This is a genomic window from Rhodococcus sp. RS1C4, from assembly GCF_002258225.1.
Classification (GTDB): Bacteria; Actinomycetota; Actinomycetes; order Mycobacteriales; family Mycobacteriaceae; genus Rhodococcoides; species Rhodococcoides fascians_E.
Genome location: NZ_NOXZ01000009.1, coordinates 18290 through 29626 on the forward strand (window position 1 = coordinate 18290; position 11337 = coordinate 29626).

Annotated in this window: 13 protein-coding genes and 1 riboswitch; of the genes, 8 read left to right on the forward strand and 5 right to left on the reverse strand. The window is 65.2% G+C overall.

Annotation, left to right across the window (positions count from 1 at the left end):
- Position 1 precedes the first annotated feature (1 nt).
- Positions 2–1237, reverse strand: a complete 1236-nt coding sequence (locus CH289_RS03145) for a bifunctional glycosyltransferase family 2/GtrA family protein (RefSeq protein WP_094727234.1) — start codon at positions 1235–1237, stop codon at positions 2–4.
- A 122-nt stretch (positions 1238–1359) separates the two neighbouring features.
- Between CH289_RS03145 and CH289_RS03150 the strand changes: the two genes are divergently transcribed.
- Positions 1360–1785, forward strand: a complete 426-nt coding sequence (locus tag CH289_RS03150; protein WP_094654040.1) for an HIT family protein — start codon at positions 1360–1362, stop codon at positions 1783–1785.
- Here CH289_RS03150 and CH289_RS03155 read toward each other — a convergent pair.
- Positions 1778–2293 (reverse strand): winged helix-turn-helix transcriptional regulator, encoded by a 516-nt coding sequence (locus tag CH289_RS03155; protein ID WP_094727236.1) that lies wholly within the window; start codon positions 2291–2293, stop codon positions 1778–1780. The genes CH289_RS03150 and CH289_RS03155 overlap by 8 nt on opposite strands.
- Before the next feature lie 79 nt (positions 2294–2372).
- Here CH289_RS03155 and CH289_RS03160 point away from each other — a divergent pair, with 79 nt between their 5' ends.
- Positions 2373–3743: an MFS transporter gene (locus tag CH289_RS03160; RefSeq protein ID WP_094727238.1), complete on the forward strand. Its 1371-nt coding sequence runs from the start codon at positions 2373–2375 to the stop codon at positions 3741–3743.
- Here the strand turns inward: CH289_RS03160 and CH289_RS03165 are convergent.
- The gene (locus CH289_RS03165) at positions 3740–5149 is read right to left on the reverse strand and encodes a sensor histidine kinase (RefSeq protein WP_033190014.1); all 1410 of its coding nucleotides are present in this window, start codon (positions 5147–5149) and stop codon (positions 3740–3742) included. The two genes, CH289_RS03160 and CH289_RS03165, sit on opposite strands and share 4 nt — an antisense overlap.
- On the reverse strand, positions 5146–5844 hold the full coding sequence (locus tag CH289_RS03170; protein WP_026347530.1) for a response regulator transcription factor: 699 nt from the start codon (positions 5842–5844) through the stop codon (positions 5146–5148). The genes CH289_RS03165 and CH289_RS03170 overlap by 4 nt, the downstream gene beginning before the upstream one ends.
- 90 nt (positions 5845–5934) lie before the next feature.
- On the opposite strand from CH289_RS03170, the gene CH289_RS03175 reads away from it, so the two are divergent.
- The 4 genes from CH289_RS03175 (at position 5935) to CH289_RS03190 (ending at position 8851) form a co-directional block, all read left to right on the forward strand.
- Positions 5935–6933 carry a permease gene (locus tag CH289_RS03175; protein ID WP_094727240.1) on the forward strand — a complete coding sequence of 333 codons (999 nt, stop codon included), beginning with the start codon at positions 5935–5937 and terminating at the stop codon, positions 6931–6933.
- Entirely contained in the window at positions 6930–7607 is a 678-nt protein-coding gene (locus CH289_RS03180) for a TIGR03943 family putative permease subunit (protein WP_094727243.1), read from the forward strand. Before CH289_RS03175 ends, CH289_RS03180 begins: the two co-directional genes overlap by 4 nt.
- A gap of 25 nt (positions 7608–7632) precedes the next feature.
- Positions 7633–7696: riboswitch (guanidine-III (ykkC-III) riboswitch) on the forward strand.
- A gap of 13 nt (positions 7697–7709) precedes the next feature.
- Positions 7710–8024 (forward strand): DMT family transporter, encoded by a 315-nt coding sequence (locus tag CH289_RS03185; RefSeq protein ID WP_020113381.1) that lies wholly within the window; start codon positions 7710–7712, stop codon positions 8022–8024.
- Positions 8025–8050: 26 nt separating this feature from the next.
- Positions 8051–8851, forward strand: a complete 801-nt coding sequence (locus CH289_RS03190) for a hypothetical protein (protein ID WP_019663660.1) — start codon at positions 8051–8053, stop codon at positions 8849–8851.
- A 20-nt stretch (positions 8852–8871) separates the two neighbouring features.
- Here the strand turns inward: CH289_RS03190 and CH289_RS03195 are convergent, their stop codons facing one another.
- Positions 8872–10011, reverse strand: coding sequence for an acyl-CoA dehydrogenase family protein (locus CH289_RS03195; protein ID WP_019663661.1), 1140 nt, complete (start codon positions 10009–10011; stop codon positions 8872–8874).
- Positions 10012–10094: 83 nt separating this feature from the next.
- Here CH289_RS03195 and CH289_RS03200 point away from each other — a divergent pair, with 83 nt between their 5' ends.
- Complete coding sequence (locus tag CH289_RS03200) at positions 10095–10682, forward strand: TetR/AcrR family transcriptional regulator (protein ID WP_019663662.1); 588 nt, start codon at positions 10095–10097, stop codon at positions 10680–10682.
- A gap of 11 nt (positions 10683–10693) precedes the next feature.
- Entirely contained in the window at positions 10694–11230 is a 537-nt protein-coding gene (locus tag CH289_RS03205) for a hypothetical protein (protein ID WP_020113383.1), read from the forward strand.
- Positions 11231–11337: the final 107 nt, after the last annotated feature.

Sequence of the window (11337 nt, forward strand, 5' to 3'; positions counted from 1 at the left end):
TCTACGCGTCCTCCTTGGTACGGAACACCCAACGAAGGGCAACGAACCGGCACACCGTTGCAACGAGATTCGCAACGACGAGCACCGAGAGTTCGACGTGCCGCGACACGTCGGGTGCCGCGGCGTGCAGTGCGGCGAGTGAACCACTGGTGACCAGCAGTGCGAAGCCGAACACCAACAGCCCCTGCAGTTGGTGCTGGCCAGCATTCTCGGCCCCACGTATTCCGAACGTGAAGGCCCGGTTCGCCGCCGTGTTGAGGACGGCGGTGATCAACAATCCGAGGAAGTTGGCGGCCTGTGCACCGATGAGCGGGTGCAGAATCAGATACAGCAGCGCGTAGGCGACCGTGCTTGCGACGCCGATGATTCCGAATCGGACCAATTGCCCGACCATTCCGTGCGGTACTCCGGCCACGAGCGGCTCCCGTCCGAGACTCTTGCGCAACTCCGCGACCGGCAATGCGCCCGACGCCAATGCTCGGCCCACTCGCCAGCATCCTTCGAGGTCCTTCACGGCGGTGTCGACGATGTTCACGCTGCTGTTGGGGTCGTCGACCCAATCGACCGGCACCTCGTGAATCCGCAGACCCACTTTCTCGGCGATGACGAGCAGTTCGGTGTCGAAGAACCAGCCGTTGTCCTCCACGAGCGGCAACAGTGTCCGCGCGACATCGGTGCGCATCGCCTTGAAGCCGCACTGCGCGTCGGAGAACCGCGCACGCAGCGAGGTACGCAAGATGAGGTTGTAACTGCGAGAGATGAATTCACGCTTCGCTCCGCGCACCACCCGCGACGATCGGCTCAAGCGTGAACCGATCGCGAGATCGGAGTGCCCGGACAGCAGCGGAGCGATCAGAGGCATCAACGCGTTCAGATCCGTGGACAAATCGACGTCCATGTAGGCAACGACGTCGGCATCGGACTCCAGCCACACCGCTTTCAGCGCTCGGCCACGTCCCTTCTCGTCGAGGTGGCGGACGTGCACGCCGTCGATCTCGGCCGCCAATCGCCGGGCGACGTCGAGTGTGGCGTCGGTGCTGGCGTTGTCTGCGATGGTGATCCGGGCGCGGAAGGGAATGGTGCCCTCGAGGTGCGTGTGCAGTCTACGAATGCACTGCTCGAGATCCGCCTCCTCGTTGTAGACCGGAATGACCACCTCGAGGACGGCCGTCGCAGCGTCACCTGGGGACGAGCTTGGCTCACGGCCACCTGCTCGGAGTAGCGAGTTCGATGTCATGAACCACAGATTCGTCTACCTGCCTGCGACCAGCCTGGATCCAAGCTGGCAGTTTCCTGTGCCGCCGGAGTGGAGCCTGCGGAATGACCCATGGGTCCCGCACGCCGCATAGGGTTGGGCGCATGGCATCGGTATTCAGCAAGATCATCAGTGGAGAGATTCCGGGACGATTCGTCTGGGAGGACGACGACGTCGTCGCGTTCCTGACCATCGCTCCCGTCACTCAGGGACACACCCTGATCGTGCCGCGCGAGGAGATCGACCAGTGGCAGGACGTCGACGGCGCGGTGTTCGGCAAGTTGACGTCGGTTGCACAGAAGATCGGTCGAGCGGTGGTCCAGGGCTTCGACGCGCCGCGGGCAGGGTTCCTTATCGCCGGACTGGAAGTGCCGCATCTGCACCTGCACGTGTTCCCGGCGTTCGAGATGGGGAACTTCGACATCTCCGGCGCGGACCCGAGTCCGTCGGCCGAGTCCCAGGACGAGGCAGCGCGGAAGATCAAGTCTGCACTGACCGACCTGGGTTACGGGGCGAACGTCCCTACCTGATCGGGTCGAGCAACCGTCGCGTCGAACGCAAGGCCGCGGACACTGCGTTCGGCCGCACGGTGCCACCGATTCCGGGCCCGGGACGCATCAGCACATCGCGGGGGCCAGGCGCGAGCGCGCAACGGGTGCACAGACCGGGGCCGGTCAGTAGGGTGCCGCAGTCTGCGTGCAGGAATTCCCGACGCGCACCGCCCGGCGACGGGACCTGGGTACCGCCCCAGTCGTTCAGCGCGAAGACCACGTGCCACAAACCCTCGAGCGCTGTCGTCGCAACGTATTCGTCGCGGCCGCCATGAGGTACGCGCTCGAGCAGTCCAGCGTCGACGAGGCCTGCGAGCCGCTGCGTGAGGACGGCCTTCGACATCTCCAGATGGGTCTGGAAGTCCGAGAACCGTCGTACACCGAACAGCGAGTCACGCACGATGAGAAGCGTCCAGCGCTCGCCGACGAGTTCGAGCGCACGTGCCATCGAGCAATCCTGATGTACGTAGTCGACGCCGAGGGCCATGTACGGAAGCCTACCCGAATGGTCTGTTGACCGAACCTAATCGCGCGGTTACAGTTCGGTCACCGAACCAAGGGGAACCATGACCACCACCGACCCGTCCACCGTGCAACGACGCTCACTTGTGATCGCGTCGCTCGGCACTCTGCTGACCCTGGTGGCGTTCACAGCGCCCTTGGCGACCATCAATCCGACGGCGACGACCCTCGGAAGTGACGCTGCCGGGAAGACCTGGATTCTGAGCTCGATGAGCATCGGGCTCGGTGCTGCTCTGTTGACCGCGGGAACCGTCGCCGACGATTTCGGACGCCGTCGGACGTTCGCGATCGGCGCGGTCGTGCTCGCCGCGGGATCCGTTGCCTGCGCGGTTGCCCCCACCACCCTGATCTTCGTGATCGCCCGCATCGCACAGGGCATCGGCGGCGCAGCACTCGTCGCGTCGAGCCTCGGGATCATCGCGCACACTCACCCGGTCGGCCCGCTGCGGGCGCGCGCAAGCGGGATCTGGGGCGCCAGCGTCGGCGCAGGCATTGCCCTCGGGCCGCTGATCGCGGCCGGTTTCGATCGTATCGCCACCTGGCGCGATGCGTACGTCGTGCTCGCGGTCGCCGCAGCTGTGCTGGCCTACGTCTCGCACCGCTTCGTCGTCGAGTCGAGAACCGACGTTCCGCGAGGCCTCGATCCGGCGGGCGCGCTTCTGCTCGGCCTCGGCGTCAGTGCGCTGCTGGCTGCGTTGGTCGAGGGGCGCCAGGGATGGGCAGACCCTCTGCCCATCGGATTGTTCGTCGTCGCAGCACTGCTACTGAGCATGTTCGTCATTGTCGAATTACGAAGCAGCACGGCCATGCTGGACCTGTCGCTGTTCGCTCATCCCCCGTTCGTCGCAGCGACCTTCGCGGCACTCATGACCGGTGCCGGCGTCATCGCCCTGATGTCGTATGTGTCCGGATTCCTCGGAAATGCCTACGGTATCCAAGCATTGGAAGCTGCACTGCTGATGTTCGCGTGGTCCGGCACGTCGGTCGTCACAGCTCTGCTCGCTCGGAGGATTCCGCCGAGCATCTCGGGCGGAACACAACTGGCCGTCGGACTGCTCGGCGTCGCCGTCGGGCAGCTCCTTCTTCTCGGTCTGTCCGAGGACTCGACGTGGTCTCGCCTGCTGCCCGGCCTGCTCGTCGCCGGCGTCTCCAGCGGTGTCCTCAACGCAGCCCTCGGGCGCGAGGCCGTGGCCAGCGTGCCCGCCGGGCGTGCAGGCATGGGTAGTGGCGCCAACAACACTGCTCGATACGTGGGTTCGGCCGTCGGCGTCACCGTGGTTGCCGTGCTCGCTGTTCCGACCGGAACGCCCAGTGTCGCGGGCCTCGTCGAGGGGTGGAACAGCGCAGTGCTGTTCACCACCGCCGCGTCCATCGTCGGCGCGCTGGTGGTTCTTGCCTGCCGCCGCCGGGCCTAGTCGACCCGGTCCTGATTCACCCGGGGCAGTTCCACCCGGAACGTTGCGCCCAGGCCCGGCGTACTGTCGACGGTGACGGTTCCGCCGTGCGCGGCGACGAGGGCCGCGACGATCGACAATCCCAGTCCGCTGCCCCCACTTTCACGAGTACGGGAGCTGTCCGCGCGATAGAAGCGCTCGAAGACGTGCGCCGATTCCTCGGCCGACAAGCCGGGCCCGGTGTCGCTGACCTCGAGTCGCACCGACGTGTCCGTGGTGCCCACACGGACCTCGATGGACGCATCGGACGGAGTGTGCCGAACAGCATTCCCGACGAGGTTGGCCACTACCTGACGTAGCCGTGCGTCGTCACCGGTCACCTCGGGAATGCCGGGCCCTGAGACGACTTTCAGTGAGATGTCGCGTTCGGGAGCGACGGCCCGGGCGTCGTGCACGGCGTCGGCAGCGATGGTGAGCACGTCGACGGATCGAGCCTCCAACGGGCGTTGCGCGTCGAGCCTGGCCAGCATCAGCAGATCCTCCACGAGCAAACCCATGCGTGCCGATTCACCCTCGATGCGGTTCATCAACAACGTGATGTCGCTCATCGCGCCTTGCCGATGCAGCTCCGCGAATCCTCGAATCGTCGTCAGTGGTGTGCGTAGTTCGTGACTCGCGTCGGCGACGAAGCGCCGCATCTTGTCCTCGGATGCGCGGGCCGCCTCCTCGGACGCCTCGCTCGCCGCGAACGCCTGCTGAATGCGAGTGAGCATGCCGTTCAACGCAATCGACAGCTTGCCGATCTCGGTGCGCGAACTCCGCTCCGGCACCCGCTCGTGCAGGTCACCGGCTGCGATCGCGGCCGCTGTTTCCTCGACCTGCACGAGTGGACGCAGACTGCGGCGGACGACGAAGTACGCCAGCACCGCGAGAAGTGCCAGAACTATGGTCCCGATGATCAACTGAAGCACCACCAAACGATCGACCGTGATCTTGGTGGGTGTCAGACTCTGCGCAACCACGGTGGTGCCCTGGGAGTTGGTGACGCTGAAGGCTCGCCACTCCTCGTCTCCGTCGACGGAACCGACCGTGGTGGGCCGAGACGTGTCGACGCCGTCGACGTCGGGAACGTTCTGCCCGGCGTCCTCCTCGATCCTGATCTGGCCGTCGGTGTCGGTCGCTTTCACGTAGAAGTCCGCCGGTGGTCGCCTGGACTCCGAAGGCGGTGGCATGTCCGGGTTCCGGGGTTCCGCCCACACGCGGGACGCGTCGAACAAGCTCTTGTCGACGCGTTCGACGAGCGATTGCTGCAGCGCGGACGTCACTGCGACACCGGACGCCAGCAGCCCGGTCGCGACGAGAAGCAGCAGTGCCGCGACGAGCGTGAACCGTAGCGGAACGTCCCTGGGCGTCGGCAGTTTCTTCACCGCGGCTGCCGCATGACGTAGCCGACACCACGCAGAGTGTGGATGAGTCTGGTGTCCCCGGTGTCCACCTTGCGGCGCAGATAGGACACGTAGGATTCGACGACACCGACTTCACCGCCGAAGTCGTAGTGCCACACGTGATCCAGGATTCGCGGCTTGCTCAGCACGGTGCCCGCGTTGACCATGAAGTACCGGAGCAGCGTGAATTCCGTCGGCGAGAGTGCAACCGGCTCGCCTGCCTTCCACACCTCGTGGGTGTCGTCGTCGAGTTCGATGTCCGCGAACGAGATTCGCGACGGTGCAGTCTCCTCCGTCTTTCCGGATCGACGCAGAATGACCCTCAGCCGAGCAACCACCTCTTCGAGGCTGAACGGTTTGGTGACGTAATCGTCGGCGCCGAGCGTCAGGCCCGAGACCTTGTCCTCCACGGAATCGCGAGCGGTCAGGAACAGCGCGGGCGCGTCGACGCCGTCGGCGCGCAGCCTGCGCAGCAGACCGAACCCGTCCATCCCCGGCATCATGACGTCGAGGATGACCGCTTCGGGACGGAAGGTGCGCGCTTTGTCGAGCCCTTCGGGCCCGGACGATGCGGTCTGGACGTCGAACCCCTGGAATCGCAGACTGACAGACAGCAGTTCCAGAATCGTCGGTTCGTCGTCGACGACCAGCACACGGGCCTCAGGTGTTTCGCTCACGTACCCATTCTGGACCCGCAGCCTGCGCACTTGCTGCACTCTCGCTGTGAGGTTTCTGTGAGTGCCGCACGGGGTGCATGATGGACGGCGATGGCGACGACGGACACCTCGGCGAGTCCGGCCCGCCGCATCAGTTCCATGCACGTATTCGCACTTCTGCTCGTGTGCGCGATCGTGTTCCGGGATCAGCTGGTCACGGCGGTGAACTCCTTTCCCGAGCTCCGAACAGGTGCGACGATCTTCCTGGGCGTCTTCGTTCAGGCAACCCCGTTTCTGGTGCTCGGCGTGCTGGTCAGCGGCGCGATCGCCGCGTTCGTCTCGCCGCGGGTTCTGAAACGACTGCTGCCGGCCGACGAGAAAGCTGCTGTCGGTGTCTCCGGCCTGGCCGGAATGGCCCTGCCGGGGTGCGAATGCGGCGCCGTTCCGGTATCCAGGCGTCTGATGGACCAGGGTGCGCCGACGTCGGCGGCGCTCGCATTCCTACTGTCCGCACCTGCCATCAACCCTGTGGTGCTGGTGTCGACGGCTGTCGCGTTCCCCGGTGAACCGCGGATGGTGTTGGCGAGATTTCTCGCATCGCTGGCCACCGCCCTGGTGATGGGCTGGTTGTGGGCCAGAATCGGACGTGCCGAGTGGATCACGAAGAAATTTGCCGATCACAGCCACGATTCCTCGCGGTCGAAATGGGAAGTGTTCACCGAATCCGCCCGACACGACCTGATGCAGGCGGGCGCCTTCCTCGTCCTCGGAGCCGGAGCCGCGGCACTGCTGCACATCGTCGTTCCCGATTCCATCCTCGAGCACCTCGCCGGGCAGATGCTCCTGGCGATTCTGGTGATGGCAGTTCTGGCCGTCGTCCTCGCGTTGTGTTCGGAGGCCGACGCCTTCGTCGCAGCGAGCATGTCGATGCTGCCTCTGCTCCCCCGGCTGGTGTTCCTCGTCGTCGGCCCCGCGGTCGACGTCAAATTGATGGCGATGCAGGCGGGCAGTTTCGGACGTGGATTCGTCGCCCGATTCGCCCCGGTCACCTTCGTCGTCGCGGTGGCGTGCGCCACCTCCGTCGGGCTTCTCGTTCTGGGTGCCCGATGAGGCGGGAGACGCAGAATGTCCTGCTTCTGCTCTTCGGTGGCGCGATGGTCAAGATCTCCGTGGACGGAAGCTTCCTGCGGTACGTGAAGCCGAGCCTGCACCCCTACCTGCTGGCCAGCGGGATTTTCATCGTCGGCTTGGCGTTGGTGGCGATCGTGCGCGACGTCCGGCGAGGAGGACCGGCGGACGACGACCACGCCCACAGCTCTCGTCCGTACTGGATGTTGCTTCTTCCGGCGGCGTTGATTCTGTTCGTCGCGCCGCCCGCACTCGACGTGTCGTCGGTGTCGGATCGGGTGGTCGCGGCCGGTCCTGTGCAGCGCACTGCGTTTCCACCGTTGCCCGACGGCGAAGCGCCCGAAGTACCACTGCTCGACGTCGTGCAGCGCGCCGCGCGGGACAGCACGGGCAGCCTCGACGATCGCGAGATCACCGTGACGGGTATTCGAGTGGAGAACCCGGACGGCAGTGTCGATCTGGCGCGCATTCTGATCATCTGCTGCGCAGCCGACGCGCGATCCATCCGCATCCACCTGGACCGAGACGTCGAGGGCGAGTGGCTACGGGTGCGCGGAACCGTCGGTGAGTCGTCTCCGGAGACGGGCAACATTCCGACGATGGCGGTGACCGGCGTCGAGCAGATCGACGAACCCGAGAACACGTACGCCTATTAGTGGTACACTAGTACCAGTCTTGCTGAATTCGACACAGTGGGACCAGCGGACGAGCGCACCGTACCCGGCCAGCGACAAGACGGTGCATGGGAGTGTTTTCTCATGGCTTGGGTCATTCTTGTCATCTCCGGCGTACTAGAAGCAGTGTGGGCCACCGCCCTCGGCAAGTCCGACGGTTTCTCGCGTCCCGTTCCCACGATCGTCTTCGGTGTCGCCCTCGTCGCCAGCATGGGCGGCCTGGCCGTCGCGATGCGTACCCTGCCTGTCGGCACCGCATACGCCGTCTGGGTCGGAATCGGCGCAACCCTCACCGTCGCCTACGCGATGATCACGGGCGACGAATCGTCGTCGTGGATCAAGGTCGCGCTGCTCGTGGGCATCGTCGGCTGCGTCGTCGGACTGAAGCTGCTGCACTGACCGATCCAGCAGTTACAGTAACTTCCATGAACTGGGTGTCCGCGATCACACTGCCTGCACGCGCTGGGATTGCCATCGCGGAAACTGCCCTGGAGGTCTCGGGGGCGATTCTGTCCACCACTCGATTCGCTCTCGAGACCGGGGCAGCCACGCCTGCCAACCTGGCCTCGCTCACCGATCCCAAGGGCGGCACGATGCAGCTGCTGTCCCAGCTGGGTCAGCTCACCTCGGACGACCGAGCGTTGGGCAACGCACTGCGTGAGGGCGGGCCACTCGACCGGCTGCTCGCGCCGGGTGGCGTCGTCGACAGGTTGACATCGGAGGAAGGCACGCTCGAACGGTTGCTGGCACCCGGCGGACCCGTCGATCGTGTGACCGCCACCGACGGACCGCTGGACCGGCTGCTCGCCGAGGACGGTCCGCTCGAACGGCTGCTTGCCGACGGCGGACTTCTCGATCGGATCACCGCCGTCGACGGCCCCCTCGAACGCCTCACCGCCAAGGACGGGCCGCTCGAACTTCTGACTCGCGAGGACGGCATCATCGAACGCGCCACCCAGGAAGGCGGCCTGTTGGAACAGCTGCTCGCCGAGGGCGGTGCCATCGAGAGGTTGACCGCGAAGGGTGGTCCGCTCGATCAGCTCGTGACCTTGACCGAAACCTTGTCGCAGCTGGCACCCAACATCGAACGCATGGGCGTCAGTATCGACATCCTGCAGGATTCGGTCGAGATCTTGTCGCAGGCGGTGAATCCGTTGGGCGAGTTGGTCGGTCGGCTACCCAATCGCTGGCTCAAAGGGAAGCAGACCGTCCACGAACTGCAGTAGACGGATCCACCGCACAGGCATCAGTTCCGCAGACTCCGTGCGATGACAAGGCGCTGAATCTGGTTGGTGCCCTCGAAGATCTGAGTGATCTTGGCGTCGCGCATGTACCGTTCGACGCGGAAGTCCCGCGTGTAGCCGTACCCGCCGAACACCTGGACCGCGTCGGTGGTGACCTTCATGGCGGCGTCGGTTGCGACGAGTTTCGCGACGGATGCGCCCCGCGAGTAGTCCAACCCGGCGTCCCGACGTCGCGCAGCATCGATGTAGGTGGCCCTCGCGGAGTCGACCGCGGCCGTCATGTCGGCCAGCAGGAACCCGAGGCCCTGATGATCGACGATCTTCTTGCCGAACGTCGTGCGCTCGTTGGCATAGGCGACTGCGTCGTTCAGCGCTGCCTGCGCAATACCCACGGCGACCGCAGCAATTCCCAAGCGGCCGGAATCGAGTGCGCTGAAGGCGATCTGGAGGCCCTGCCCCTCGGCGCCGAGACGTCGCTCCGCCGAGACGAAGGCATTGTCGTAGTTCGCCGACGTGGTGGGCACTGCGTGCAGACCCATCTTCTCCTCCGGCTTGCCGAAGGAGAGCCCCTCCTGATCCTTGGGAACGAGGAAGCAGGAAATACCCTTCGACCCTTCACCGGTGCGGGCGAAGAGGTTGTAGAAATCTGCGATACCGCCGTGCGTGATCCACGCCTTGGCGCCGTTGACGACGTATCCGTCGTCCTTGGCTGTCGCCTTGCAGGTCAACGCGGCGGCGTCGGATCCGGCCTGCGGCTCGGACAAGCTGTATGCGCCGACGAGACTGCCGCCCAGCATGTCCGGAAGCCAGCGCTGCTTCTGCTCCTCGGTTCCGAACGCCAGCAGCGGGGAGCACGCGAGGCTGTGCACGCTGACCGCAACGGCCACCGCCGCCCAGCGGGCCGCCAGTTCTTCCAGCACCTGCAGGTAGACCTCGTACGGCTGGCCACCGCCGCCCCACTCCTCCGGGAACGGGAGGCTCAACAGCCCGGCTTCACCGAGGGTGCCGAACACACCTTCGGGATAGGTCTCGTTCTTCTCGTGCTCGTCGACGATGGGATCCAACACCTTGTCCGCGACATCGCGCGTGAGCTGGATGAGGTCGCGAGCTTCCTCGGTGGGCAACAAACGATCGACAGGCACTTTCGAACTCCTCACAGTACTGACGGTCCCATCACAGTACTGTAGATGATACTGGCTCGCCCACTGCAGTACTGTCATGCTTCATGACCGCAGCTCACGCGACGGCCCGCCGTGCCCAACTGTTCGACCAACTCGTCGACCTCTTGTTGAGCGAAGGGTTCGCCCACCTCACACTCGACGACATCTCGGGACGCCTCCGCTGCAGCAAATCGACGCTCTACACCCTGGCAGGCAGCAAGGAACAACTCGTTCGAGCGGCAACCGTGCACTTCTTCCGCGGAGCAACGGACCGCGTCGAGTCAGCGATCGTCGGCGTCGACGGTTTCGGCAACCGCCTGACCGCGTACCTGACCGCGGTGGGAATTGCCTTGCAGCCGGCATCACGACAGTTCATGGACGACCTCGCCGCCTTCCCTCCTGCCCGCGACATCTACGAGCAGAACACTGCGTTCGCCGCCCAACGCGTTCAAGACCTGATCGACGACGGTGCCGCCGCGGGTGAAGTCCGCAGCGTCCATGCCGCATTCGTCGCCGACGTCGCCGCATCGACAATGGCGCGCATTCAATCGCGTGAGATCTCCGAACGCACCGGCCTCGACGACTCCCAGGCGTACGCCGAGCTCGCCGCCCTCCTCACCACCGGCATCAGCGGTCACCGGGCACCGTCGTAGAATTGTCGGCGATGAGGAACGGTCGGCACGCATCCAGAACAGCCTTCTGGGCCTCGTGTCTGGTATTCGTTCTCTCGCTCGTTTTCGTCGCCGCGACCTCCGACGGCGACGTTCCGGCACATTTCGACGGGTCCGGCGTCGTCACGCGAACGGAATCCCCGTGGTCGTTCGTCGCCACGATGGCCGGCGTCGGTCTTGCGCTCGGTGTGTTGTTCGCGGGTGCGCGCCGGTGGATCCGGTACATCCCCGCGCAGATGATCAATCTCCCCGATCCCAGGGCACACCGATACTGGACGCATCCCGCGCAGCGCCCAACGTTCGATCACATGATCGCCGAGGATCTCGAATGGATCGGCGCAGCAACGATCGCCCTCCTGACGTGGATGACCGTGGTCGCCGGAACAACAGGATCCGACGACGGGTCGGTGTCGACGTGGGTCCTCGCGGCTCCGACCGTCGCGTACGTGCTCGGCATCGCCGGATACGCGGTGTATGTGATCCGCGGCGGCAAATACCGAGTACCCGAGGACGATCGACCGCCTTCGTAGATCAGAACGGTGGTGGTTTCTTTCGTTCGCGGAGGTGTTGGATGGTTTTGTGTTGTCGTAGTTTTCGGCGGAGGAGTCGGATTCGGGTGCGGGCGGTGTCGGTGGGT

Bases quoted from the DNA above. Each gene is read 5' to 3' on its own strand.
- CH289_RS03145 (WP_094727234.1), bottom strand. From the start codon at position 1,237: ATGACATCGAACTCGCTACTCCGAGCAGGTGGCCGTGAGCCAAGCTCG.
- CH289_RS03150 (WP_094654040.1), top strand. From the start codon at position 1,360: ATGGCATCGGTATTCAGCAAGATCATCAGTGGAGAGATTCCGGGACGA.
- CH289_RS03155 (WP_094727236.1), bottom strand. From the start codon at position 2,293: ATGGCCCTCGGCGTCGACTACGTACATCAGGATTGCTCGATGGCACGT.
- CH289_RS03160 (WP_094727238.1), top strand. From the start codon at position 2,373: ATGACCACCACCGACCCGTCCACCGTGCAACGACGCTCACTTGTGATC.
- CH289_RS03175 (WP_094727240.1), top strand. From the start codon at position 5,935: ATGGCGACGACGGACACCTCGGCGAGTCCGGCCCGCCGCATCAGTTCC.
- CH289_RS03180 (WP_094727243.1), top strand. From the start codon at position 6,930: ATGAGGCGGGAGACGCAGAATGTCCTGCTTCTGCTCTTCGGTGGCGCG.
- CH289_RS03185 (WP_020113381.1), top strand. From the start codon at position 7,710: ATGGCTTGGGTCATTCTTGTCATCTCCGGCGTACTAGAAGCAGTGTGG.
- CH289_RS03190 (WP_019663660.1), top strand. From the start codon at position 8,051: ATGAACTGGGTGTCCGCGATCACACTGCCTGCACGCGCTGGGATTGCC.
- CH289_RS03200 (WP_019663662.1), top strand. From the start codon at position 10,095: ATGACCGCAGCTCACGCGACGGCCCGCCGTGCCCAACTGTTCGACCAA.
- CH289_RS03205 (WP_020113383.1), top strand. From the start codon at position 10,694: ATGAGGAACGGTCGGCACGCATCCAGAACAGCCTTCTGGGCCTCGTGT.